Annotated in this window: 26 protein-coding genes and 4 tRNA genes; 24 read left to right on the top strand and 6 right to left on the bottom strand. The window is 69.8% G+C overall.

Annotation, left to right across the window (positions count from 1 at the left end; translation table 11 throughout):
- Window positions 1-2 precede the first annotated feature (2 nt).
- Both phnH and phnG read right to left on the bottom strand, forming a co-directional pair.
- Complete coding sequence (phnH, locus tag IAI59_RS12115) at window positions 3-569, bottom strand: phosphonate C-P lyase system protein PhnH (protein ID WP_207419958.1); 567 nt, start codon at window positions 567-569, stop codon at window positions 3-5.
- A complete protein-coding gene (gene phnG / locus IAI59_RS12110) occupies window positions 566-1,012 on the bottom strand; it encodes a phosphonate C-P lyase system protein PhnG (protein WP_408887636.1) in 447 nt (148 codons plus the stop codon). Before phnG ends, phnH begins: the two co-directional genes overlap by 4 nt.
- Window positions 1,013-1,116: 104 nt before the next feature.
- Between phnG and phnF the strand changes: the two genes are divergently transcribed.
- Both phnF and IAI59_RS12100 read left to right on the top strand, forming a co-directional pair.
- Window positions 1,117-1,866 carry a phosphonate metabolism transcriptional regulator PhnF gene (gene phnF, locus IAI59_RS12105; RefSeq protein ID WP_207419959.1) on the top strand — a complete coding sequence of 250 codons (750 nt, stop codon included), beginning with the start codon at window positions 1,117-1,119 and terminating at the stop codon, window positions 1,864-1,866.
- Window positions 1,863-3,002 (top strand): alpha-D-ribose 1-methylphosphonate 5-triphosphate diphosphatase, encoded by a 1,140-nt coding sequence (locus IAI59_RS12100; RefSeq protein WP_207419960.1) that lies wholly within the window; start codon window positions 1,863-1,865, stop codon window positions 3,000-3,002. The genes phnF and IAI59_RS12100 overlap by 4 nt, the downstream gene beginning before the upstream one ends.
- Window positions 3,003-3,060: 58 nt before the next feature.
- On the opposite strand, the gene IAI59_RS12095 is transcribed toward IAI59_RS12100, so the two are convergent.
- Window positions 3,061-3,136: transfer RNA gene (locus tag IAI59_RS12095), tRNA-Asn, on the bottom strand.
- A gap of 89 nt (window positions 3,137-3,225) precedes the next feature.
- A tRNA-Cys gene (locus IAI59_RS12090) sits at window positions 3,226-3,299 on the bottom strand.
- A 147-nt stretch (window positions 3,300-3,446) separates the two neighbouring features.
- Between IAI59_RS12090 and IAI59_RS12085 the strand changes: the two genes are divergently transcribed.
- From IAI59_RS12085 to IAI59_RS12050, 9 genes are all read left to right on the top strand, one after another.
- A complete protein-coding gene (locus IAI59_RS12085) occupies window positions 3,447-4,106 on the top strand; it encodes a protein-L-isoaspartate O-methyltransferase family protein (protein WP_207419961.1) in 660 nt (219 codons plus the stop codon).
- A gap of 104 nt (window positions 4,107-4,210) precedes the next feature.
- A complete protein-coding gene (locus tag IAI59_RS23050; RefSeq protein ID WP_237181121.1) occupies window positions 4,211-4,966 on the top strand; it encodes a TolC family protein in 756 nt (251 codons plus the stop codon).
- On the top strand, window positions 4,932-5,591 hold the full coding sequence (locus tag IAI59_RS23045) for a TolC family protein (RefSeq protein WP_237181120.1): 660 nt from the start codon (window positions 4,932-4,934) through the stop codon (window positions 5,589-5,591). The genes IAI59_RS23050 and IAI59_RS23045 overlap by 35 nt, the downstream gene beginning before the upstream one ends.
- Before the next feature lies 1 nt (window position 5,592).
- Window positions 5,593-5,991, top strand: coding sequence for a DUF2497 domain-containing protein (locus tag IAI59_RS12075; RefSeq protein WP_207417110.1), 399 nt, complete (start codon window positions 5,593-5,595; stop codon window positions 5,989-5,991).
- Window positions 5,992-6,050: 59 nt separating this feature from the next.
- Window positions 6,051-8,744, top strand: coding sequence for a valine--tRNA ligase (locus IAI59_RS12070; RefSeq protein ID WP_207417113.1), 2,694 nt, complete (start codon window positions 6,051-6,053; stop codon window positions 8,742-8,744).
- A gap of 70 nt (window positions 8,745-8,814) precedes the next feature.
- The gene (locus tag IAI59_RS12065; RefSeq protein WP_207417114.1) at window positions 8,815-10,140 is read left to right on the top strand and encodes an MFS family transporter; all 1,326 of its coding nucleotides are present in this window, start codon (window positions 8,815-8,817) and stop codon (window positions 10,138-10,140) included.
- Between the two features lie 69 nt (window positions 10,141-10,209).
- On the top strand, window positions 10,210-11,934 hold the full coding sequence (gene ilvD / locus IAI59_RS12060; RefSeq protein ID WP_207417117.1) for a dihydroxy-acid dehydratase: 1,725 nt from the start codon (window positions 10,210-10,212) through the stop codon (window positions 11,932-11,934).
- A gap of 87 nt (window positions 11,935-12,021) precedes the next feature.
- Window positions 12,022-12,378 carry a hypothetical protein gene (locus IAI59_RS23460; RefSeq protein WP_419556594.1) on the top strand — a complete coding sequence of 119 codons (357 nt, stop codon included), beginning with the start codon at window positions 12,022-12,024 and terminating at the stop codon, window positions 12,376-12,378.
- Between the two features lie 116 nt (window positions 12,379-12,494).
- Complete coding sequence (locus tag IAI59_RS12050) at window positions 12,495-12,656, top strand: hypothetical protein (RefSeq protein WP_207417122.1); 162 nt, start codon at window positions 12,495-12,497, stop codon at window positions 12,654-12,656.
- A gap of 9 nt (window positions 12,657-12,665) precedes the next feature.
- Here IAI59_RS12050 and xth read toward each other — a convergent pair whose 3' ends face one another.
- Both xth and IAI59_RS12040 read right to left on the bottom strand, forming a co-directional pair.
- Window positions 12,666-13,433, bottom strand: a complete 768-nt coding sequence (xth, locus tag IAI59_RS12045) for an exodeoxyribonuclease III (protein WP_207417124.1) — start codon at window positions 13,431-13,433, stop codon at window positions 12,666-12,668.
- A 6-nt stretch (window positions 13,434-13,439) separates the two neighbouring features.
- Window positions 13,440-13,790 carry a HesB/IscA family protein gene (locus tag IAI59_RS12040; protein ID WP_207417125.1) on the bottom strand — a complete coding sequence of 117 codons (351 nt, stop codon included), beginning with the start codon at window positions 13,788-13,790 and terminating at the stop codon, window positions 13,440-13,442.
- A gap of 122 nt (window positions 13,791-13,912) precedes the next feature.
- Between IAI59_RS12040 and IAI59_RS12035 the strand changes: the two genes are divergently transcribed.
- The 13 genes from IAI59_RS12035 to IAI59_RS11975 all read left to right on the top strand — a co-directional run bounded on the left by IAI59_RS12035 (window position 13,913) and on the right by IAI59_RS11975 (window position 24,036).
- Window positions 13,913-15,064, top strand: a complete 1,152-nt coding sequence (locus IAI59_RS12035) for a deoxyguanosinetriphosphate triphosphohydrolase (protein WP_207417126.1) — start codon at window positions 13,913-13,915, stop codon at window positions 15,062-15,064.
- A gap of 12 nt (window positions 15,065-15,076) precedes the next feature.
- The gene (gene argS, locus IAI59_RS12030; RefSeq protein ID WP_207417127.1) at window positions 15,077-16,855 is read left to right on the top strand and encodes an arginine--tRNA ligase; all 1,779 of its coding nucleotides are present in this window, start codon (window positions 15,077-15,079) and stop codon (window positions 16,853-16,855) included.
- 62 nt (window positions 16,856-16,917) lie between these two features.
- Entirely contained in the window at window positions 16,918-17,628 is a 711-nt protein-coding gene (locus IAI59_RS23040; RefSeq protein ID WP_237180685.1) for an SPOR domain-containing protein, read from the top strand.
- Window positions 17,621-18,634: a beta-N-acetylhexosaminidase gene (gene nagZ, locus IAI59_RS12020; protein ID WP_237181119.1), complete on the top strand. Its 1,014-nt coding sequence runs from the start codon at window positions 17,621-17,623 to the stop codon at window positions 18,632-18,634. The genes IAI59_RS23040 and nagZ overlap by 8 nt, the downstream gene beginning before the upstream one ends.
- A 10-nt stretch (window positions 18,635-18,644) precedes the next feature.
- Window positions 18,645-19,346, top strand: coding sequence for a site-2 protease family protein (locus IAI59_RS12015; RefSeq protein WP_207417128.1), 702 nt, complete (start codon window positions 18,645-18,647; stop codon window positions 19,344-19,346).
- A complete protein-coding gene (locus IAI59_RS12010; RefSeq protein WP_207417129.1) occupies window positions 19,343-20,098 on the top strand; it encodes a segregation and condensation protein A in 756 nt (251 codons plus the stop codon). The genes IAI59_RS12015 and IAI59_RS12010 overlap by 4 nt, the downstream gene beginning before the upstream one ends.
- Window positions 20,088-20,672 (top strand): SMC-Scp complex subunit ScpB, encoded by a 585-nt coding sequence (gene scpB / locus IAI59_RS12005; protein WP_237180686.1) that lies wholly within the window; start codon window positions 20,088-20,090, stop codon window positions 20,670-20,672. Before IAI59_RS12010 ends, scpB begins: the two co-directional genes overlap by 11 nt.
- Window positions 20,673-20,827: 155 nt before the next feature.
- Window positions 20,828-21,382 (top strand): Sec-independent protein translocase protein TatB, encoded by a 555-nt coding sequence (gene tatB, locus IAI59_RS12000; RefSeq protein WP_207417130.1) that lies wholly within the window; start codon window positions 20,828-20,830, stop codon window positions 21,380-21,382.
- A 53-nt stretch (window positions 21,383-21,435) separates the two neighbouring features.
- Window positions 21,436-22,188 carry a twin-arginine translocase subunit TatC gene (gene tatC, locus IAI59_RS11995; RefSeq protein ID WP_207417420.1) on the top strand — a complete coding sequence of 251 codons (753 nt, stop codon included), beginning with the start codon at window positions 21,436-21,438 and terminating at the stop codon, window positions 22,186-22,188.
- A 6-nt stretch (window positions 22,189-22,194) separates the two neighbouring features.
- Window positions 22,195-23,463 (top strand): serine--tRNA ligase, encoded by a 1,269-nt coding sequence (serS, locus tag IAI59_RS11990; RefSeq protein WP_207417133.1) that lies wholly within the window; start codon window positions 22,195-22,197, stop codon window positions 23,461-23,463.
- Between the two features lie 49 nt (window positions 23,464-23,512).
- Window positions 23,513-23,589 (top strand) — tRNA-Pro (locus IAI59_RS11985).
- A gap of 22 nt (window positions 23,590-23,611) precedes the next feature.
- Complete coding sequence (locus IAI59_RS11980; RefSeq protein ID WP_207417135.1) at window positions 23,612-23,938, top strand: NADH dehydrogenase ubiquinone Fe-S protein 4; 327 nt, start codon at window positions 23,612-23,614, stop codon at window positions 23,936-23,938.
- Window positions 23,939-23,959: 21 nt separating this feature from the next.
- Window positions 23,960-24,036 (top strand) — tRNA-Arg (locus IAI59_RS11975).
- Window positions 24,037-24,088: the final 52 nt, after the last annotated feature.

Genomic DNA, 24,088 nt, shown 5'->3' with positions numbered 1-24,088 from the left:
GCTCAGCCCTCCTCGATCATGGTCGTGCGGGGCAGGGCGGCCAGGTCTTGGCCCGCGCACAGCAGCACATCCACGCCGCGCGGAAACAATCCACGCTGGGCCTGCCAGTCCCCGATGAAATTCGCTGGCAGCCCGCCGACCGACAGGTGGTGATGCCGCTCAATACCGGGCCCGGACAGGCGCCAGCCCGCACCGCCCTCCAGGGACGCGACCTGAAGGATCAGCGTGGTGCCGCTTTCCGGCTCCTCGTCGCTGCCGGCATTCATTCCGGCCAGCGCCGGCATGGCCGTGGTGGCCAGCACGAAGGCGGCGTCGGCCAAGTTGGAGGACGGGCTGCCGCAATGAAACCGCAGCCAGGCATCTGCGGCATCGCCCGCGTCGTGCCACAGGGGGGTTTCCGCGTCCGACAGCGTCAGCAGCACGGCGGCCGTCGCGGCATCCAGACCCGGCGGGGGGACAAGGCCCTGCGGCAGGCGCTGAACGCGTCCCGGCCGGCTCATCGCCTCCAGCACAGCGCGGAAGCAGTGCTGCGAGTCGCGCACGGGGTCGGCAAAAGCGGGCGTGATCATCGCATGGTCGCCATAGTGAAGAATTGCACGCGAGTGGCGGCGGCCTTGCGGGACTGCGCGGCGCGCGCCTCCGCCTCGGCGGCCGCCAGCGGCTCGATCACCGCCGCCATCAGGGCGGGGCGGCGGGCGGGGTCCTGCAAGGCGGCGTCCAGCACGGCGGCCAGCTCCGCCTGCCGTTGGTCGCGGCCCGCGACATAGGCATGCCCGACCGCGCCATCGGCGAGCGAGACGGCGCAGCGGGTGACGGTCATTTCAGACAGGTTGAACGCCGCGCCATCGCCGCCGGCGCGGCCGCGCAGCATCACCAGCCCGGTTTCCGGCCCGCGCAGGCGGGCATGCGGGGGCAGGGGCGGCGCGGCGGATAGCTGCGCCTCGATGGCGTCGTGGCCGGCGCGGGCCAGCAGGCCCATCCAGCGGCGGCGGGCTTCGATGTCGGGAGACACGATCATTTCCTTGGCCCGTTGAGATGTCTAGACGAGTAGATATCCGCCGGGCTATCGTCAAGCCGAATGTGGCAGCCGCCGGGAGCGAACGGGTTGAAGCTTTCATGACACCGCCCGCCGACCGCTTGGCACGGGGCGAGGGCATCGCGCTGTGGCGGCAGATCGCCCAGGCGCTGGAGCAGGGGATCACGGCCGGCACGCACCCGCCCGGCGGCCGCCTGCCGAGCGAGGCCGAGTTGTCGGCGCAACACGGGGTGAATCGCCACACGGTGCGCCGCGCGCTGGAAGCACTGAGCCAGCGGGGCCTGATCCGCATCGAGCAGGGCCGCGGCTCCTTCGTGGCCGAGGATGTGGTCGATTACCCGGTGGGGCCGCGCACGCGCTTCTCGGAGCTGATCCGCGCCCAGAACCGGGAGCCCGCTGGCCGCATCCTGCAGATCGCCGAGGTGCCCGCCGAGGCCGCGGTGGCCGAGGCCCTGCGTATCCGCCCGGGCAAGCCGGTGCTGCGCGTGGACCGGCTTGGGTTGGCGGATGACCGCCCTGTGGTGCTGGGCCTCCACCACTTCGTGCTGCCGCGCTTCGCCAACCTGCCGGCCGAGCTGGCGGGCCACGGCTCGATCACCCAGGGGCTGGCGGCCTGCGGGGTGGCCGACTACCGCCGCGTGTCCACCCGCCTGACCGCACGCCTGCCGACGGCGCAGGAAGCGGAGATCCTGCAGCAGGCGAGGGCCCGCCCGGTGATGGTGGCGGAAGCCCTGAACAGCGACCCGGACGGCAGGCCCATCGACTTCACCTTGTCCTGCTACGCCGCCGGCCGCGTGCAGATCCTGATTGAAAGCGGAGAAACGACGTGACTGACTGGACGATCGACGGTGGCCGCGTGCTGCGCGAAGGCGCGTTGCGGAACGATGCGCTGCATCTGGCCAGCGGGCATGTCGCCGCCGCCGGCGCGCAGGGCTCGCGGTTCGATGCCACCGGCCTGCTGGTGTTGCCCGGCATCATCGACATCCACGGCGATGCCCATGAGCGCCAGTTGCAGCCGCGCCCGGGCGTGGACCTTCCCACCACACTGGCCATCCGGGACTCAGAGGCGCAGATCCTGGCGGCCGGCATCACCACCGCGTTTCTGGGCGTCACCCTGTCCTGGGAGCCGGGCCTCCGCTCGCTGCCGGCGTGGCGGCGCCTGCTGGCGGGGCTGGCCGAGGCGCGCCCGCACCTGGCCGCGGACCTCCGCGTGCACCTGCGGTTCGAGGCGGACAATCTCGATGCGTTGGACGAGGCTGTAGCCGATATCGCGGCCGGCCGCGTGCATCTGCTGGCCTTCAACGACCACACGCCGGGTATTGCCCGCAAGCTGTCTGACGACACCCAGGCCGCGAAGTATGCGGCGCGCGCCGGCATCGATATTGATCGCTTCCGCGCGCTGGCCGATGCCGCGATGGCACGCCGTGGCCAGGTGCCGGAAGGCCGCCGGCAGCTGGCCGCCGCCGCCCGCACCGCCGGCATCGCGATGGCGAGCCATGACGACGCGACCCCGGCCGACCGGCAAGCCTACCGGGCCCTGGGCGCCGCGATCTGTGAATTCCCCATGGCCGAGGAGGTGGCCGGCGTGGCCCGCGCGGAAGGCGAGGCGGTGGTGATGGGGGCGCCGAACGTCGTGCGCGGCGGCAGCCACCTGGGCTGGGCCAGCGCCGCGCCGCTCGCCGAACGCGGCTTGGTGACGGTGCTGGCTTCCGACTACGTGTGGCCGGCCCTGATGGAGGCGGCGTTCGTGATGGCCGACCGGGGCACCATGGCCTTGCCCGCCGCCTGGGACCTGATCAGCCGCAACCCGGCGCAGGCGACCGGGCTGCGCGACCGCGGCAGCCTTGATGTGGGCATGCGTGGGGATGTGGTGGTGGTGGACGCCGCCCGGCGGGCCCCGGTGGCCACGTTCTGCGCCGGCACGTTGGCCTGGATCGCTCCCCACGCCGCCGGGCGCCTGGTTTAACTGCTACCGGCAAAAGAAAAGCCCCCGGATGCTTGCGGCATCCGAGGGCTTTACTGAGTGGCTCCCCGAGTTGGACTCGAACCAACGACCTAGCGATTAACAGTCGCGCGCTCTACCAGCTGAGCTATCAGGGATCAGCGTGTGGGCGGCGATATAGCGAAGCATCCGGAGGCTCGCAAGGCCCCTTTTTCAATCGTTTCGCGATAACGCCATAGTCAAAAGCTGGAGGCCTGAGCGGGAATCGAACCCACATTCACGGATTTGCAGTCCGTTGCATCACCATTCTGCCATCAGGCCGCCGGTCGGGTGTATCGGGTGCCAGCGCCGCACGGTCAAGAGGCAGAGGCGCGGTTCGTGCCTCCCGCTTGGCCGCCGTGCTGCACCCGCGTATAACCGCCGCCTTGCGCGGGGACGATCTGCGCTGTGTACGAGGATGAGCGGCCGATGAACTTCGCCGATGCGCGCAAGTGGATGGTGGACGGGCAGGTGCTGCCCAACAAGGTGACCGATCCGCGCGTGATCAACGCCATGCTGGACCTGCCGCGCCATCTGTTCGTGCCGGCCAACAGCGTCGCCCGCGCGCATGCCGACGAGGACGTGCCGCTCGGCCAGGGACGCGTGCTGCTGCAACCGATGATGATCGCCCGCCTGGTGCAGATGACGCAGCTGCGCATGGGCGAAACCGCCCTGGTGCTCGGTGCCGGCAGCGGCTACGGCGCGGCGCTGCTGGCCCGCATGGGGGCCATCGTGACCGCGGTGGAGCAGGACCCGGCCCTGGCGGCGCTGGCCCGTGGCGCCCTGGCTTCCGCAGGCGTGGTCAGCCCCGGCTCCGTGCAGTTCATCGAGGCCATGCCGGTCGGCGGCGCCCCGAGCGGGCCGTTCGACGTGGTGATGATCGAGGGCCAGGTTCCGGCTATCCCCGAAGCGGTGGCCGACCGGCTGGCGGAAGGCGGGCGCCTGGTGGCCGTGCGCCGGCGACCGGGCCGCAGCGGGGCCGCCGTGCTCGGCACGCGCTCTGGCGGCACCTTCTCCGTGGCCGAGATGTTTGATTGCGGCACCGCGCCGCTGCCTGGATTTTCTGCCGAACCCGGTTTCGTGTTCTGAGCTTGGCCTTGGCGGCGAGGATGCTGGCCTGATGCCAGGCGGTCGGCTAATCTGCCGCCGCCCGGCGGGTGCGCGAGACAGCGGCAGGGGAGCTTGAGATGTCGATGATGAAGAGTGTCTCGGCGTCGGTGATGCTGGTGATGATGCTGGGTGGTGTGGCGCGGGGTCAGACGCTGCAGGATGCGTTGTCGGCGGCGTATGCCAACAACCCGACGCTGCAAACGTCGCGGGCGCAGCTGCGGGTGGTGGACGAGAACGTGCCGCAGGCGCTGGCGGGGTGGCGGCCGAGCGTGACGCTGTCGGGCAGCGCGGGGTACAACCAGGGCACGGCGCGGTCGCGGGGCATCTACGGCGACACGGACCGCCAGATTGGCAGCGGCACGGCGACGGTGACGCAGCCGCTGTACAATGGCGGCCGCACGGTGGCTGGCACGCGGCGGGCGGAGAACCAGGTGCTGGCGCAGCGGGCGCGGCTGCTGGCCACCGAGCAGCAGGTGCTGTCGGACACGGTGCAGGCCTATGTGGCGGTGATCCGCGACCAGGAAACGCTGCGGCTGAACGTCAACAACGTGCAGGTGCTGCAGCGGCAGCTGGATGCCACCAACGAACGCTTCCGGGTGGGCGAGATCACGCGCACCGACGTGGCGCAGGCGGAAAGCCGGCTGGCGGGCGCGCGGGCGACGCGGGCCAATGCGGAAGGCACGCTGCAAACCAGCCGGGCGACGTTTGCGCGGGCTGGTGGGGGTGGCGCCGGAGCGGCTGGTGGCGCCGCAGCCGCTGGCAGCCCCGGTGCGCAGCGCGCGCGAGGCGGCGGAGCTGGCGTCGGTGAACGCGCCGGCGGTGGTGGCGACGCTGTTTGACGAGGCGGCGGGGCGCGAGCAGATCGACGTGCAGTTCGCGACCTTGCTGCCGCAGGTGTCGCTGCAGGCGCAGACCTACCGATCGGACAACACGCAGTCGCCGCACACGCGGGCGACGGGCGAGCAGATCACGGCGACGCTGTCGGTGCCGCTGTACCAGGGTGGCGCGGAATACGCGGCGGTGCGGCAGGCGCGGCAGGACGCGCAGCGGCTGCGGCAGGTGGTGGACGACCAGCGGCGGGCGGCGATGCAGCAGGCGACGCAGGCGTGGGAAACGCTGGTGGCGGCGCGGGCGCAGGTGGACAGCGTGCGATCGCAGATCCGGGCGGCGGAGATTGCGCTGGACGGGGTGCAGCGCGAGGCGGTGGTGGGCAGCCGGACGACGCTGGACGTGCTGAACGCGGAGCAGGAGCTGCTGAACGCGCGGGTGACGCTGGTGCAGGCGCTGGCCAACGTGGTGACCAACAGCTACGCGCTGGCCGGCGCCGTGGGGCGGCTGACCGCCAAGGACCTCGCCCTGCCCGTGCCCCTCTACGACATGGAGGCCTACTACCGCGCCGTCCGCAACAAATGGTTCGGCACCAGCGACCTCTCGCAGGCCGACAGCGCTGGCATGGTGCGTTAAGATGGCCGATCCCAAGAACCCCGATCCGTCCATGGCGGAGATCCTGGCCTCCATCCGCGACATCCTGAACGAGGATGAGAAAGCGGAGCCGGACGATCCGCTGGACCTGACCGAAGCCATGCTGGTTTCGCCCCCCGCCGCGCCGGCGCCTGCCACGCCGGTGCAGGACCCGACCCCGGCGCCCCCCGCCATTCCGGTGGCCCCGGGGCCGCAGGCCCAGGCCGTCGCGGCGGACCGCACCGCGCCGGTTTCGCGCGGCGGCGGCACCACGATCGAGGACGTGGTGCGCGAGGAAATGCGCCCGCTGCTGCAGGCGTGGCTGGACCAGCACCTTCCGGGCATGGTGGAGCGCATGGTGAAGGCCGAGATCGGCAAGATGCTGGACCGCCAGCCGGACTGAACACCGGGACTCGCGGTCAGGCCTTGACGTTGCGGGCCGGCGCCATCAAGCGTCCTGCCATGCTCGACAAGACCCTCGCCCCCGCCAGCTTCGAACAACGCATCTATGAGGGGTGGGAGGCCTCCGGAGCCTTCGGCGCCAAGCCGGACAGCCCGGCCGACCCCTTCACCATCATGATCCCGCCGCCCAACGTCACGGGCAGCCTGCATATCGGCCACGCGCTGACCTTCACGATCCAGGACACCCTGGTCCGCTGGCGCCGCATGCAGGGGCGGGACGCGCTGTGGCAGCCGGGCACCGACCACGCCGGCATCGCCACCCAGATGGTGGTGGAGCGGCTGCTGGCCGGGCAGGGCGTCGACCGCCGCAGCATCGGCCGCGAGAAGTTCCTGGAGCATGTGTGGGAGTGGAAGGGCCAGTCGGGCGGCACCATCACCCGCCAGCTCCGCCGCCTGGGCGCCAGCCTGGATTGGCCGCGCGAGCGCTTCACAATGGATGCCGGCCTGTCTGAGGCGGTGCGGGAGGTCTTCGTGACCCTGCACCAGCAGGGGCTGATCTACCGCGACCGGCGGCTGGTGAACTGGGACCCGAAGTTCCAGACCGCCATCTCCGACCTCGAGGTCGAGAACAAGGAGATGAAGGGCAGCATCTGGCACCTGCGCTACCCGGTGGAAGGCGAGTCGGGGCAGTTCCTGGTGGTCGCCACCACGCGGCCGGAAACCATGCTGGCCGACACCGCCGTGGCGGTGCACCCGGATGACGAACGCTTTCGCGCTTTGGTCGGCAAGCATCTGATCCTGCCGCTTACCGGCCGCCGCATTCCGGTGGTGGCTGACGAGTATTCCGACCCGGAGAAGGGCTCGGGCGCGGTGAAGATCACGCCGGCGCACGACTTCAACGACTTCGCCGTCGGCAAGCGCCATGGCTTGGCGATGCCGTCGATCCTGGATGCCGAGGGCGCGGTCTGGCTGGCGGAGATCGAGGGCGACCTGCGCGCCGTGGACGGCATCGCAGACCCGGATTTCGTGCGCGGCCTCGCTGGCCAGGACCGCTTCGCGGCCCGCAAGGCGATCATCGCGGAGCTGGAGCGGCTGGAGCTGATCGAGACCATCGAGGCTCACAGCAACGCCGTGCCGCATGGCGATCGTTCCGGCGTGCCGATCGAGCCGCGCCTGACCATGCAGTGGTATTGCGACGCCGCGACCCTGGCCAAGCCGGCGATCGAGGCGGTGGAAAGCGGCCGCACGCAGTTCGTGCCCAAGCACTTCGAGAACACCTTCTTCTCCTGGATGCGCGACATCCAGCCCTGGTGCGTCAGCCGCCAGCTTTGGTGGGGGCACCAGATCCCCGCCTGGTACGCGCCGGACGGCAGCATCTTCGTGGCCCGCACGGAGGAGGAGGCCTATGCCGAGGCCCGCGCCAAGCTCGGCGCCGATGTGACGCTGACACGCGACGAGGATGTGCTGGACACCTGGTTCAGCTCGGCGCTCTGGCCGTTCAGCACGCTCGGCTGGCCGAACAAGACGCCGGAGCTGAACAAGTATTATCCCGGTGACGTGCTGGTGACGGGCTGGGACATCATCTTCTTCTGGGTCGCCCGGATGATGATGATGGGCCATCACTTCATGGGCGATGTGCCCTTCAAGACCGTCTACATCCATGGCCTCGTCCGCGACGAGAAGGGCCAGAAGATGTCGAAGTCCAAGGGCAACGTCATCGACCCGCTGGAACTAATCGAGAGCTTCGGCACGGACGCGCTGCGCTTCACCATCGCCTCCCTGGCCACCCCGGGGCGCGACGTGAAGCTGGGCCGCAAGCGGGTGGAGGACTTCCGCTCCTTCGGCACCAAGCTGTGGAACGCGGCGCGCTTCTGCGAGATGAACGGCATCGCGCCCGATGCGTCCTTCGACCCGGCCGCAGTGCAGACGCCGCTGGCGCGCTGGATCCTCGGCACCGCCAACGGCGCCATCGCGGAGGCGACGGCGGCGCTCGAAGCCTACCGCATGGATGACTACGCCTCGGCCTGCTACCGCTTCGTGTGGAACGGTTTCTGCGACTGGTTCCTGGAATTCGCCAAGCCGGCGCTGAACGGGCCGGATGGTGCCGAGAAGGACGAGGTGAAGGGCGTGGCGCAGCACGTACTGGGCACCATCCTGCGCCTGCTGCACCCGGTCATGCCGTATCTGACCGAGGAGCTTTGGGACCGCTTCGGCTACGGCCCGGAGTTCAGCCTGATCGGCGAGTCCTGGCCTGCCGCCGTGGCGGTGCCGGGGGCCGACGAGGCCAAGGCCGAGCTGGACTGGGTGGTCCGGCTGGTTTCCGAGGTGCGCGCGGTGCGCAGCGAGATGAACGTGCCGCCCTCCGTGCTGGTGCCGCTGCTGCTGTCCGGCGCCAAACCGGAAACGCTGGCGCGGGCGGATCGCTGGATCGAGGCCATCCGTCGCCTGGGCCGCGCTACGGAAGTACGGGCGCTGGAAGGCGAGCCGCCGCAGGGCGCCCAGGTGGTGGTGGACGAAGCCACGGTGCTGCTGCCGCTGGCCGACGTCATCGACCTCGGCGCCGAGCGGACGCGGCTGGGCAAGGAGATCGCCAAGCTGCGGACGGACGCCGAGAAGACGGCGGCGAAGCTGGGGAACCAGGACTTCGTGTCCCGTGCCAAGCCGGAAGTGGTGGAGGAAAACCGCGAGCGGCTGGCGACGGCGGAAGCCGAGGTCGCCCGCCTGCAGGCCGCGCTGTCGCGCATCGGCGGGTAGCGGCGCGGGTTGCCGATTGTTCACGCGCGCTGACCGGGCGCGCGTGAAAGAACGTCGCATCACTGAAGGGATGACGACGATGGCAATGGCACCGGAGCAGGTGGACCCGCACGACACGCGCAAGCGGGTGATGGCGATCGTCGGCGGTTCGTCCGGCAATCTTGTCGAATGGTATGACTTCTACGTTTACGCCGCGACGGCGTTGTATTTCGCGCCCGCCTTTTTTCCGCGCGGGGACAGCACCGCGCAGTTGCTGAACACGGCGGCCATCTTCGCCGTCGGCTTTCTGATGCGCCCGATCGGCGGCTGGCTGTTCGGCCGCATCGCCGACCGCAGCGGCCGCAAGACCTCCATGGTCATCTCCGTGCTGATGATGTGCTTCGGCTCGCTGATGATCGCGGTGCTGCCGACCTATGAGCAGATCGGCGTGGCGGCGCCGCTGCTGCTGCTGACCGCGCGGTTGATCCAGGGGCTGTCGGTGGGCGGCGAGTACGGCACCAGCGCGACCTATATGAGCGAGGTGGCGCTGGCCAAGCACCGCGGCTTCTTCTCGTCGTTCCAGTACGTCACCCTGATCGGCGGGCAGTTGCTGGCGTTGCTCGTGGTGGTGGTCCTCCAGGCCGTTTATTCGGCCGAGGAGATCCGGGCCTGGGCCTGGCGCATCCCCTTCTTCATTGGCGCGGGCACGGCGGTGATCGCGTTGTTCCTGCGCCGGGCCCTGCATGAAACCTCCACCGCCGGGGAGCGCTCGGCAGAGGGGGCGGGGACCATCGCGCTGCTCCTGCGGCACCCCAAGCCGTTGCTGCAGACCATCGGACTGACGGCGGGCGGCAGCTTGGCCTTCTATACCTACACCACCTACATGCAGAAGTTCCTGGTCAACACCGCGGGCTTCAGCGTCGAACGCGCCAGCGTGACCATGGCCGCCGTGCTGTTCTGCTACATGTGCCTGCAGCCCGCTCTGGGTGCCTTGTCGGACCGCATCGGGCGCCGTGCCTGTTTGATCGTCTTCTCGGTCGGCACCGCGGTGATGACGGTGCCGCTGCTGCGCACCCTGGGCGGGGTGACCACCTCCGGCGGCGCCTTCGTGCTGATCCTGTCGGCGCTGCTGATCGTCAGCTTCTACACCTCGATCAGCGGCGTGGTGAAAGCGGAGCTGTTTCCACCGCAGATCCGCGCCCTGGGCGTCGGGTTGGGGTACGCCATCGCCAACTCGCTGTTCGGCGGCTCGGCGGAATATGTCGCGCTCTGGCTCAAGAGCGCCGGCGCGGAGAATGCCTTCTTCTGGTACGTCGCCGCCTTTGCGCTGATATCGCTGGTCGCCACGCTGTCCATGAAGGACACGCGGCTGCATGGCCACCTCGGCCATCCCGACGCCCCCGCCCGGAACGATTAGGTCTGTTGCCGAGGCAACACTGTTGCGCGATACCAGGAACGGCGCGCAACAGTTGAAAGGGATGGACCCATGGCCGAGCACATTTGGGACAAGTCACGTTTGCCGAGCCGGCATGTCAGCGTCGGCCCGGAACGTGCCCCGCACCGCTCCTACTACTACGCCATGGGCATGACGGAGGAGGAGATTGCCCGCCCGCTGGTAGGCGTCGCCACCTGCTGGAACGAGGCCGCGCCCTGCAACATCGCCCTCAACCGGCAGGCCCAGAGCGTCAAGCAGGGGGTCAAGGCAGGGCAGGGGACGCCGCGCGAGTTCACCACCATCACGGTGACGGATGGCTTGGCGATGGGCCACCAGGGCATGAAGTCCTCGCTCGCCTCGCGCGATGCCATCGCAGACACGGTGGAGCTGACCATGCGCGGCCACTCCTACGACGCGATGGTGACGCTGGCGGGCTGCGACAAGTCGTTGCCGGGCATGATGATGGCCATGCTGCGGCTGAACGTGCCCAGCGTCTTCATGTATGGCGGCTCCATCCTGCCCGGCACCTTCAAAGGCCGCGACGTAACGGTGGTGGACGTGTTCGAGGCCGTGGGCCAGCACGCCGCCGGCAACATGTCGGACGAGGACCTGCACGCGCTGGAATGCGTGGCCTGCCCCTCGGCCGGTGCCTGCGGTGGCCAGTTCACGGCCAACACCATGGCGACGGTGTCGGAGGCCATCGGCCTGGCGCTGCCCGGCTCCGCCGGTGCGCCGGCACCGTATGAGGATCGCGACCGCTGGGCCGTGGAGTCCGGCAAGGCGGTGATGGAGCTGTTGAAGAAGAACATCCGCCCGCGGGACATCGTGACGCTGAAGGCGCTGGAGAACGCCGCCATCGTCGTCGGCGCGACCGGCGGCTCGACCAACGCCGGGCTCCACCTGCCCGCCATGGCGCACGAGGCCGGCATCCGCTTCACCATGGACGACGTCGTCGCCATCATGCGCCGCACGCCCTACATCGCTGACCTGAAGCCGGGCGGGAAGTACGTGGCGCTCGACGTGCACAACGTCGGTGGTATCCCGGTCATCATCAAGGCGCTGCTGGATGCGGGGCTGCTGCATGGCGATTGTCTGACCGTGACCGGCAAGACCCTGGCGGAGAACCACAAGGACGTGGTTTTCCCGACGGACCAGGACGTCATCTACCCGGTGTCGCGCGCCATCACCACGACCGGCGGCGTGGTCGGCATGAAGGGCAACGTCGCGCCGGACGGCGCCATCGTGAAAGTCGCGGGGCTGCACAACCAGCGCTTCGAGGGCACGGCGCTGTGCTTCGACTGCGAGGAGGATGCCTTCGCCGCCGTGGACCAGCGCGCCTACAAGGCGGGCGATGTGATCGTCATCCGCTACGAGGGACCAAAGGGCGGCCCCGGCATGCGGGAGATGCTGTCCACCACCGCCGCCATCTACGGGCAGGGGATGGGCGAGTCCGTGGCGCTGATCACCGACGGCCGGTTCTCCGGCGCCACGCGCGGCTTCTGCATCGGTCATGTGGGGCCGGAAGCAGCGGTCGGCGGTCCGATCGCGCTGCTGCGCAACGGCGACCGCATCGTGATCGACGCCGAGAAAGGCACCATCGACGTCGACCTGTCGGACGAGGAAATGGCCCGGCGCCGCGCGGAATGGAAACCGCGCGGAACCGACTACAATGCCGGAGCTCTTTGGAAGTATGCGCAGCTCGTCGGTCCCGCTCATCTTGGTGCGGTGACGCATCCGGGTGGCGCGGCCGAGACGCATTGTTACGCGGATATTTAGCTTCGCAATCATCACGGCGTGAATGATCACGATTCCGCCCCAGCTTCGCCACGCTGGGGCGGGATCATCCTGTTTGTCGGCGCCGATATGCCGGAACAGGAGGGAAGGATGCTTGATCGTCGTAGCCTGGTCAGGGGTGCCGTCATGGCGCTGGCGGGCACTGCGTCGCTGGCGACCGTCGCGGAAGCCCAGCCTTATGCCCCGCCGCCACGCCATGGCCCTGGCAGGCCCCCGCCACCTCCGCCACCGCGCCCGGATGGGCCCCGGGGCCGGCAGCCTGGACGCGCCTATGTCTGGCGCCCCGGTGCCTGGAGCTGGACCGGCAACGGCTACGCCTGGAATGCCGGTGGCTGGGTGGAGCGGCGCCGGCGCGGCGCGTGGCAACCTGGCCGCTGGGTGGACCGCCGCGGCCGTTGGGTGTGGATCGAGCCGGGTTGGCGTTAGGGCATGGTCGCCGCCGGCGGGATGGCCCGCCGGCGTGAACCAAGCCGCAGCATCAAGCCCCGTGCCTTGCCACCGTCCGTGAAGGCGGCGGCAGGCGTCGGGGCAGGAGAAGCATCATGCGTGGCGTGATCAGAATTCTGGCCCTGGCGGCCGTCGGCTTCGGCGTCGCGGGCTGCGTGGTCTACCCCGCGAGCTATTACGGCCCGCCGGCGCGCTATGGCTACTACGCGCCGCCACCCCCGCCGCCACCCTATTATGGCCACCGCTACTGGCGGTGACGGCCGCGCTTAGCGGAGCGTGACCGTGACGGCGGTATGGTCTGAAGGCTGTTCCTGCGACCGCAGGGACATGTCGATCTCAACCTTGTCCAGGCGCTCGGCCAAGCTCGCCGACAGGAGGACATGGTCGATCCGCAGGCCCCGGTTGGCGTTGAACGCGGCGCCGTAGTCCCAGTAGGTGTACAGGCGCTCCTCGGGGTGCAGGGCCCGGACGGCGTCTGTCAGGCCAAGATGCATGAGCGCGCGAAAGGCCGAGCGGCTTTCCGGCCGCACCAGCGCATCAGTCGGCGGCAGGGCGCCCGGCTCCAGGTCCAGTGCCGTCGGGCAGACGTTGAAGTCACCGAGGATGGCGTAGGGGGTGGTGTCTTCCAGCCGCTCTGCGGCAAGGGTGCGCAGGCGCTGCATCCAGCGCAGCTTGTAGGCATACCCCTCGGCGCCGCCGGAGTTGCCGTTGGGCAGGTAGATGCCGGCCAGCCGCGCACCACCGGCCGCCACCTCGACATAGCGGGCGTGGGTATCCTCGTCCTCGCCCGGCAGCACCTCGGCGACAACCTCGAACGGCAGCTTGGACAGCACGGCGACGCCGTTGCGGCCGCCATGCTGCCCCACGGCGTGCCAGCGGTATCCGCTGTCGGCGAAGGCATCGCCGGGAAACTCCTCGGTCTTGCACTTCAGCTCCTGCAGGAACAGCAGGTCCGGCTGCGCGCGATCCAGGAATTCCCGCACCAGCGGCGCGCGCTTGCGGATCGAGTTGACGTTCAGCGTGGAAAGACGCAAGGCCGCTCAGCCGATCGAGAAGGAGGTGCCGCAGCCACAGGCCGAAACCGCCTGCGGGTTCTTGATGGCGAAATGCGCGCCGATCAGCTCGTCGGTCCAATCCAGCTGCGCGCCCGCCAGCAGGTCCAAGCTCACGGGGTCGACGAACACGGGGGCGGGGCCGTCCAGCACCAGATCGTCCTCGGCCGCGGTATCCTCCAGATTGAAGGAATACTGGAAGCCGGAGCAGCCGCCGGCCAAGACCGCCACGCGCAGACCGGCACCCGGTTTGCCCTCGCGGGCCGCGATCTCTGCCACCTGCGCGAAGGCGCGGGGCGTGACGTGAAAGGCGGGGGCAGTCATCGTGCCGTCGGGCATGTCCAGCAAACTCCTCTGGCTGCGGATATAGGGCGGGGGGGACGGCAATTCCAACCATTCCGCCCCCCGCGCCGCGGCCCTGGCCGTTGCGGGCTGCCGGGGCGGCTGGTAAGCCGCGCGCCATGGATGGTCTTGCACCCTATGCCGTGCGGCCGGAGACGTCGCGGGGCCGACTGTACCCGGAGCCGGGTGGCGACGCGCGCTCGCCGTTTCAGCGGGACCGTGACCGGATCATCCACAGCAAGGCCTTCCGCCGCCTGCAATACAAGACCCAGGTCTTCATCTACCACGAGGGCGATGCCTTCCGTACCCGGCTGACCCACAGCATCGAGGTGGCGCAGATCGCCCGTTCCCTCGCCCGGCGGCTGCGGCTGGACGAGGATCTGGCGGAAGCGCTGGCCCTGGCCCACGACCTGGGCCACCCTCCGTTCGGCCACGCGGGGGAGGAGGCGCTGAACGGCGTGATGCGCCCCTATGGCGGCTTCGACCACAACGCGCAGAGCCTGAAGGCCGTGACGCTGCTGGAAAACCGCTATGCCAGCTTCGACGGCCTGAACCTGACCTGGGAAACGCTGGAAGGCCTGGCCAAGCATAACGGCCCGATCCGCCGCCCGACGCCCTATTTCGTCGAATACGACGCCCGGCATCCGCTGGAGCTCGCCAGCCATGCCTCGGCCGAGGCGCAGGCGGCGGCCCTGGCGGACGATATCGCCTACAACAACCACGACCTCGATGACGGCCTGCGCGCCGGGCTCTTCACGCTGGACGAGGCGGCCGAGCTGCCCCTGGTCGGCACCGCCGTGGCGGCGGCACGGGACGCGCATCCGGGAGTCGTCGATGGCCGGCTGGTCAGCGAGGCGATCCGCCGCGTCATCAACGCCATGGTGCAGGACGTGGTGCAGGAATCCGAACGCCGGCTGGCCGCATTGGCGCCGCGCACGGTGGACGACATTCGCGCTGCCGGCCGCCCCGTGGTGTTCTTCAGCGAACGCATGATGGCCGCCAACCAGACCGTCCGCGACTTCCTGTTCGGTCGCATGTACCGCCACTGGCGCGTCAATCGCACCACACAGAAATCCAAGCGCGTGGTGCAGGTGCTGTTCAGCCTGCTGCACGGCGGTCCAGACATGTTGCCGCCGCCCTGGCGTGAGCGCGCCGGTGCGACGGGCAGCGCGCAATGCGCCGCCGCCGTCTGCGACTACATCGCTGGCATGACCGACCGCTTCGCGCTGGAAGAACACCGGCGCCTGACCGACCCCCATCTTCCCGGCTGAATACGGACTTCCATGGCACACGCTCCCGCGACCGATATCTTCGCCACCCTGCGCGCCGAGGTCGTCGCCTGCCTGCGCCGCCTGCTGCCCGACTTGCCCGACGATGCGCTGGCCCGCGTCCTGGTTGAGCCGCCGCGCGATGCCAGCCATGGCGACATGGCGACCAACGCGGCGCTGGTGGTGGCCAAGCCCGCCCGGCTGGCGCCGCAGAAGGTGGCGGCCGACCTGGCCGCGGCGCTGGCCAAGTTGCCGATGGTGGCGGAGGCGGCGCCCGCCGGCCCTGGCTTCGTGAACATGCGGCTGCGCGAGTCCTTTATCCACGCCCAGGTGCCGCTGCTGCTGCGGGCCGGCGAAGCCTACGGGACCTCGGCGGTGGGTGCCGCCATTCCGGTGAACGTGGAATACGTGTCCGCCAATCCCACCGGGCCGATGCATGTGGGCCATTGCCGTGGCGCCGTGGTGGGCGACGCCCTGGCGAACCTGCTGTCCAAGGCAGGCTACGCGGTCACCAAGGAATACTACGTCAACGATGCCGGCGCGCAGGTCCGCGCGCTCGCCTACGCCGCCTACTGGCGCTACCTGCAGGCGCTTGGCACCACGCTGACGGAGGAGGAATACTCCGCGCAGGTGCCCGGCGGGCTGCAGTATCGCGGCGAGTACCTGATCCCCGTCGGTGCCGCGCTGCAGGCCGAGCACGGCGATGCCCTGGCCCCCGGTGCGCGCCCGGCCTTCACGGAAGACACCCTGGCCACCGTGCAGCGTGTCGCCGTGCGCATGATGATGGCCGAGATCCGCGAGGATCTCGCGGCGCTGGGCGTGGAGCACGACATCTTCATCAGCGAGCTCAAGCTGGTCCAGGACGGGGTGGCGGACCGCGCCATCGCCGAGCTTTCGGCCAAGGGGCTGGTGTACGAGGGCGTGCTGGAGCCGCCCAAGGGCAAGCTGCCGGACGACTGGGAGCCGCGCCCGCAGACGCTGTTCGCTTCCACGAAATTCGGCGACGACGTGGACCGCCCGCTGCGCAAAAGCGATGGCTCCAACACATACTTCGCCAACGACATCGGCAACCACGCCGACAAGATCGCCCGTGGCATGCGCCAGTTGGTGCAGGTCTGGGGCGCCGACCACGGCGGCTACGTGTCCCGCATGAAGGCCGCGACCAAGGCGCTGTCGGATGGCGCCGTGCCGCTGGACGTGGTGCTGTGCCAGATCGTGAAGGTGCTGAAGGACGGCGAGCCGGTCCGCATGTCCAAGCGCGCCGGCAGCTATATCACGCTGCGCGATCTGATCGACGAAGTGGGGCGCGATGCGGTGCGCTTCACCATGTTGACCCGCAAATCCGACGCGCAGATGGAATTCGACCTGACCAAGGTGGTCGAGCAGTCGCGCGAGAACCCGGTGTTCTACGTGCAGTACGCGCATGCCCGCTGCCGCTCGGTGCTGCGGCAGGCCGGCGACCCGGCGGCCGATGCTCTGGCCGAGGCGCCGCTGGACGCTTTGACGGATTCCGCCGAGCAGGCGCTGCTGCGCCGCCTGGTGGCCTGGCCGCGTGTTGTGGAAGCCGCTGCTGCGGCGCGGGAGCCACACCGGATTGCCTTTTATCTCGGTGACTTGGCCAGCGACTTTCATATTCTGTGGAACCGTGGGCGCGAGGATGCGACACTGCGTTTCATTCAGGCCGAGCAGCCGGAAGCAACGCGGGCGCGGTTGGCGCTGGTGGCCGCGACTGCGACCGTCATCCGCTCCGGCCTTGCTGTCATGGGCGTGACGCCCGTTGAGGAGATGCGGTGAGGGAAGCTCCTGTTCCGTCTTATCGGGTTCGCGGCGCGGCGGGTGAGGGCTCGTCCGCGCGCATGGTCATGGTGGCCGGTGGCCTTGCCGCCATCGTCGGCGTCGGCGCGCTGCTCGGCTGGGGCATCACCCGCATGACGGCCAACCGGCCGGTGCCGGTGGTGGAAGCCGATTCGCGACCGGTGAAGGTGCGCCCGGACGACCGCGGCGGGCTGCGGGTGGCAAACCAGGACGAGATCATTTTCGAGCGGCGTTCAGGGGGCGGCTCGTTCGACGCCGCCGGCCGCTTGGCACCCGCCGCCGAGGCGCCGAACCTCGACGCGCTGCGTGCCGCGACCGCCCCGCCGCCGGCCGCCGCGCCGCGGGTGGCGGAAGCGCCGGCGCAGCCTGCGCCAACCACCCCGCCTGCCGCCGCCACGCCACCTGCGGCGATGGCCCCGGACGCCGCGCCCCCCGTTCCTGCCGCACCGGCGGCGCCGGCCCCCGCCGCTGCCGCCGCCCCCGCCGCTCCGGCCCGCCCGGCGGCCGGCACGGCCGTGGTGCAGCTCGGCGCCCTGGACTCCGAAGCCGGCGCCCGTGGGGAGTGGGAGCGGCTGTCGCGCCGGGCCCCGGAGCTGCTGCAGGGCCGCACGCCCCAGGTCATCCGCTTCGAACGGCAGGACCAACCGACGATGTGGCGCCTGCGCACCGGTGGCTTCACGGGTGACACGGCCCGGGAATTCTGTTCCGCCATCCGCGCCAAGGGTGGCGCCTGCGCCGTGATCGGTGGCTGAAGTGCGGGCGGCGCGGGCCGTCATCGTCGGACTATCCGGGCCGGAACTGCTGGCGGAGGAGGCGGCGCTGCTGCGCGGGCAGCGTCCGCTGGGCGTGATCCTGTTCGCACGCAACATCCAGGATCCGGCCCAGCTGGCGACTCTAACCGCCGCTGTGCGCGAGGAACTTGGAGAAGAAGCGCCCATCCTGGTGGACCAGGAAGGCGGCCGGGTCGCCCGGTTGCGGCCGCCGCACTGGCCCGCGTTCCCGGCCCCCGGCGTATTCGAAGGCTGCGACCCCGCCGCCGCGGAAGCCAACGCGACGCTGCTGTCGATGGAATGCGTCGCGGTGGGCATGGACGTGATCTGCGGCCCGGTGCTGGACCTGCGGCTGCCCGGCGCGCACCAGATCGTGGGCGACCGCGGCTTTTCCGCCGACCCGGCCGAGGTGGTGCGCCTGGCTGAGGGCTGGCTGCGCGGCGTGCAATCGGGCGGCGGCATTCCCGTGCTCAAGCACATGCCCGGCCACGGACGCGCCACCGCCGACAGCCACTTGGAACTGCCGCGCGTCACAGAGCCGCGCGCCGAGCTCGCGGCCGACATCGCCCCCTTCGCAGCCCTCGCGGGGCGGGGGGCCTGGGGCATGACGGCGCACCTGCTCTACACCGCGCTGGATGACCGGCGCCCGGCCACCCTGTCCCCCATCGTCATCGCCGATGTCATTCGCGGCGAGATCGGCTTCGACGGACTGCTGCTGTCTGACGACCTGGACATGAAGGCCCTGTCCGGGTCGCCCGGGGAGCTGGTGACGGCGGCGCTGGCGGCCGGCTGCGACGTGGCGCTGCAATGCTCGGGAAAGCTGGACGACACGGCCGCCGCGCTTTCGGCGGCCGGGCCGTTGACCGAACGTGCCCGACGCCGCATCGCCGACGCGCGCGCCGCGCGGGATGCCGCCAGCCGGGGGGTGCGTCCGGACCCCATCGCGCTGGCGCAGCGCCGTGATACGCTGTTGCGCAACATCGCATGAGCCGCACCGCGTGACCGACTGGCTGCCGGAACTCCTTGTGGCCATTCTGGCCACGGTGATCGCCATCACCCTGCATGAGGCCGCGCACGGCTATGCCGCGCTGGCCTTGGGCGATGACACCGCCCAGCGCGCCGGGCGGCTGAGCCTCAACCCGATCCGGCATGTGGACAGGGTCGGCACCGTCATCCTGCCCGGCATCCTGCTGATCACGCAGTTGCTGACGATCGGCCGCGTGGTGGCGATGTTCGGTTGGGCCAAGCCCATCCCGGTCGATCCCTGGCAGCTTCGCAATCCTCGCTTCGGCATGGTGCTGGTGGCCGCCGCCGGGCCGGCGATGAACTTCTTTCTGGCCTGGCTGTCGGCGCTGCTGGCGCATGTGGTCCTGGCCTTGGCGGGCTCCGTGCCGATGCAGGTCGTGGCGCTCGGGGTCGATTTCGTGCGGCTCTCGATCATGGCCAACCTGCTGCTGGCGCTGTTCAACCTCCTGCCGATCCCGCCACTGGACGGCGGGCGCATCATGGTCGGGCTGTTGCCGCGCTCGCTGTCCCGGGCGCTGGCGAGGGTGGAGCGCTTCGGGCTGCTGGTGGTGATGGCGATGATCCTGATCCTGCCGCGCCTCGGCCCGCAATACGACGTCATCGGCTGGTTGTCCGGCATCGTCACCGGGCCCGCCTTCCGGCTGGTGCTGCAGCTGGCGGGGCACCCGGTATGACGGAGGCGCTGCATCTGAGCCTGGATGGGTTCGAGGGGCCATTGGACCTTTTGCTCGACCTCGCGCGGGCGCAGAAGGTGGATGTCGGCAAGCTTTCCATCGTTGCCCTGGTCGACCAGTACCTGGCGGTGATCGAGGGTGCCCGGCGCGTGCGGCTGGAGCTCGCGGCCGACTGGCTGGTGATGGCGGCATGGCTCGCCTGGCTGAAGTCCCGCCTGCTGCTGCCGGAGGATCTTGGCCAGGAGGAGGACGCCGAAGCCCTGGCCACCCAGCTTGCCGAGCGGCTGGTGGAGCTGGAGCGCATGCGGGCCGCCGTGGTGTGGCTGGGCCGCCACCCGCAGCTGGGGCAGGACGTGTTTCCTTGCGGCCAACCGGAAAGCTTCACGCTGTCCGACCGCAGTGGCCTGTCAACTGAGTTGCCTGCGCTGCTGCGTGGCTATGTTGACGCGCTGCGCCGTTCGGCCGCCAAGCGCCCGTACCGGCCCAAGCCCCGCAAGCTCTGGACCGTGCAGGATGCGCTGGAACGGCTGGCGCGCCTGGTCGGCGGGCTGCCGGATTGGGGAGAGCTGCTGGCCTTCGTGCCGGAGCAGCTCCTCGACCCCGTGGAACGCCGCGCGGCCATGGCGAGCACGCTGGTCGCCGGGCTGGAGATGGCCCGGGGCGGCGGCATCGAGTTGCGGCAGGAAGCCGCGTTCGGGCCGATCCTGCTCCGCCGCAACGCCGCGACGGAGGGCTGCCTGGATGCCGCCTGAACAGGACATGCCGGAAGCGGAGCCCGGGATGGCGCCGATCGAGCACGCCCTGCGGCTGGCGGAGGCGCTGCTGTTCGCGTCCGAGCGCCCGGTGCCGCTCGAGCGCCTGCAATCCTTTCTGCCCGACGGCCTGCGGGCCGAGGCGGTGCTGACCCTCCTGACTGCCCGCTATGCCGGGCGGGGGGTCGAACTGGCCGAGATCGGCGGTGGCTATGCGTTTCGCACCGCGCCGGACCTGGCCCCGGTGTTGACCAAGGTGGTGGAGGTGCCGCGCAAGCTGCCCCGCGCGGCGATGGAGGCGCTTGCCATCATCGCCTACCACCAGCCGGTCACCCGCTCGGAAATCGAGGAGATCCGCGGGGCCAGCTTGGCGCAAAGCACGCTGGAAACGCTGCTGGAGCATGGCCTGATCGCCCCGCGCGGCCGCAAGGAGGTGCCCGGGCGCCCGGTGCTGTGGGGCAGCACGCCGCGCTTCCTGGAGCAGTTCGGCCTGCGCGCGCTGACCGACCTGCCCAGGCGGGACGAGCTGTTGGCCGGTGGGGCGGAACCGAGCCTGAGCGGCCTCGGCCACTGACGGCACCAGGAATCGGCCGCCCCCCCCATGCGGGCGCGGCTGATCCGCTCTAGATAGGATGAGGAACGGGGGCGGGGCGGCAGCGGCCGGATTGGCGCTGCCGCCCGTTCCTGCTAACGGAAGCGGCCCCCGGTTCCGGGGAGAGTGGGAAGCACATGTTCGACTTTGCCTGGTCCGAGCTGGCCCTGATCGCCGTCGTCGCGGTGGTGGTGATCGGCCCCAAGGACTTGCCGGATGCCATCCGCAACGTCGCCAAGGGCGTCAAGAAGCTGCGCGGCATGGCCGCCGAGTTCCAGACCCATGCCGATGAGCTGGTCAAGGAAGCGAAGCTGGAGGATGTCCGGCAGCAGATCCAGGACATCCGAAACTTCGACCTGAAGGGCACCATCTCCCGCGCGGTGGACAGCGACGGCAGCATCCAGAAGACCTTCAACGACAATCCGCTGAAGGACACCTGGAAGCCGACGCCGGAAGGCGGGCAGGTGGTGACCGAGGCGCCGCCGCCGGCCGACACGCTGGCGCCGCCACCCACGGTGCCCGCCGCTGACGCTCCCGCCGATGCACCGGCATTTATTCCGCCGACGGTCGCGGCCTTCACCGCCGATGCCACACGCGACCATCCGCCGGCACCAGCGGCGCCCCCGCCGCCGGCCGACCACGCTGGCACGCCGGAAAAGCCCGCCACCCCGCCCGCAACTCCGACAGTCTGAGTATTAAGTCCGTGCCCCGGGTAGAAGAAGAAGACCAGATCGACGACAAGCCGATGCCGCTGATCGAGCATCTGCTCGAATTGCGCACACGCCTGCTATGGTCGCTCGGTGCTTTCCTGATCGCCTTCGCGGTCTGCTATTACTTCTCGACGCAGATCTACGGCTTCCTGGCCCGTCCGCTGGCCGACGTGCTGCACCAGCAGAGTGGCGGCGAGCGGCGGATGATCTTCACCGCGCTCTACGAGGCCTTCTTCACCTACCTGAAGGTGGCGTTCTTCGGCGCGGTCTTCGTCAGCTTCCCCGTGTGGGCCACGCAGCTCTGGCTCTTCATCGCGCCCGGCCTGTACCGCAGCGAGAAGCGGGCCATGCTGCCGTTCATGATCGCCTCGCCGATCCTGTTCCTGCTGGGCGCGGCGCTGGCCTACTACTTCATTTTTCCGCTGGCCTGGAAGTTCTTCATCTCCTTTGAGACGCCGCCAGGCGCGGGCCAGCTTCCGGTGCAGCTGGAAGCCAAAGTCAGCGAATACCTCAGCTTGGTCATGCACATGATCCTGGCCTTCGGCGCTGCCTTCCAGATGCCGATCGCGCTGACGCTGATGGCCAAGGTGGGCATCGTGTCCGCTGCCGGGCTGAAGAAGGGGCGCCGCTACGCGATCGTCGGCATGTTCGTGATCGCCGCCGTGATCACGCCGCCCGACATCATCAGCCAGATCGGCCTCGCCGTGCCGCTGATCCTTCTCTACGAGATTTCCATTCTTGCCGCCGGCTGGGTCAGCCCGGTGCGGACCGACGAAGACAAGAGCTGATCTGCCATGCACGACATCCGCACCGTCCGCGCCGATCCGGCGGCGTTTGACGCCGCCATGGCGCGCCGCGCGCTGCCGCCGGTGGCCGCCGCCATCCTGGAACAGGACAGCATCCGCCGTTCCTCGCAGACCGCGCTGCAGGAGCTTCAGGCGCGGCGCAACCAGCTGTCCAAGGAGATCGGCATCGGCAAGCGCCAGGGTGCCGACACAGCCGCGCTGGAGGCGGAGGCCACCGCGCTGCGCGGCCGCATGGAGGCCTTGGAAGCCGAGGCGAAGGCGGCCGACGAGGCGCAGGGCGCCTTGCTGGAAACCCTGCCCAATGCCCTGGCCGACGATGTGCCCGACGGGCGGGACGAGGCCGACAACGTCGTGCTGCACCAGCACGGCAACCCGCCCAACATGCCGTTCACGCCGAAGCAGCATTTCGAGATCGGCGAGGCCCTGGGGCTGATGGACTTCGCCGGCGCCTCCAAGCTGGCAGGCGCCCGCTTCACGGTGCTGAGGGGCCAGTTGGCCCGGCTGGAGCGCGCGCTGGGCCAGTACATGTTGACGCTGCACGTGGACGAGCACGGCTTCAGCGAGACGGCCGTGCCGCTGCTGGTGAACGACGCCACCATGTACGGCACCGGCCAGCTGCCGAAGTTCAAGGAAGACCTGTTCCGCACCGAGGACGGCCGCTGGCTGATCCCGACCGCCGAGGTGCCGCTGACCAACCTCGTGGCGGGCGAGATCCTGGCCGAGGATGCGCTGCCATTGCGCTTCGCCGCGCTGTCGCCATGCTTCCGGTCCGAAGCCGGCAGCGCGGGGCGTGACACCCGCGGCATGTTGCGGCAGCACCAGTTCACCAAGGTCGAAATGGTGGCTGTCACCGCACCCGAGCATTCCGACGCGGAGCACGAGCGCATGACCCAGTGCGCCGAGCGGGTTCTGACGGAACTCGGCTTGGTGTGGCGCCGGGTCGTGCTGTGCGCCGGCGATACCGGCTTTTCCGCAACCAAGACCTATGACCTTGAGGTCTGGCTGCCGGGGCAGGGCGCATGGCGGGAGATTTCGTCCTGCTCCAATACCCTCGATTTCCAGGCCCGCCGCATGGCGGCGCGCTTCCGGCCCAGGGACGCCAAGGGGACGGCCTTCGTGCACACGCTCAACGGCTCCGGCGTCGCTGTGGGCCGCGCGTTGATCGCGGTGCTGGAAACCCACCAGCAGGAGGACGGCCGGATCGCCGTGCCGGCCGTGCTGGCGCCCTGGATGGGGGGGCTGAGCCACATCGGCTGACGCTGCACGGTTGCGCGCCGCCCCGATCGGACATAGTTTGCGCCGCAGTCGGGGCGTGGCGCAGCCTGGTAGCGCATTTGGTTTGGGACCAAAGGGCCGGAGGTTCGAATCCTCTCGCCCCGACCACCGCAACAACGGAACGCCCCGCATGAGCCGCGACGCCGCCATTGCCCGCATCCATTCCCCGCCGCGTTCCGCCATGCAATCCGGGCGCGCCAAGACGGAAGGCTGGCTGCTGGAGTTCGCGCCGTCCGAAAGCCGCAAGCTGGACCCGCTGACCGGCTGGTTCGGCTCGGGCGATACGCGCGCGCAGGTGCGGCTGAGCTTTTCCACCCGCGAGGCTGCCGAGGCTTATGCCCGTGCCAACGGCATCGCCTACGAGGTCGAGGCGGTGCCGCCGCAGAAGGCCGAGATCAAGCCCAAGGTCTATGCCGATAATTTCCGCTATGGCCGCGCGGAGAACTGGACCCACTAAGGTCCACCACCGCCCGGTTCTGCGTCCTTAGCTCAACTGGATAGAGCAACCGGCTTCTACCCGGTTGGTTGGGGGTTCAAGTCCCTCAGGGCGCGCCAGCTTGCCGCTTCCAAACGCCGGACGCCCCCAAGCGTCCGGCGTTGTCGTTTT

This window comes from Roseomonas haemaphysalidis (assembly GCF_017355405.1).
Taxonomy (GTDB): Bacteria; Pseudomonadota; Alphaproteobacteria; order Acetobacterales; family Acetobacteraceae; genus Pseudoroseomonas; species Pseudoroseomonas haemaphysalidis.
Note: the sequence above shows the minus strand (reverse complement) of the source record. Positions and strands in the feature narration are given on the sequence as shown.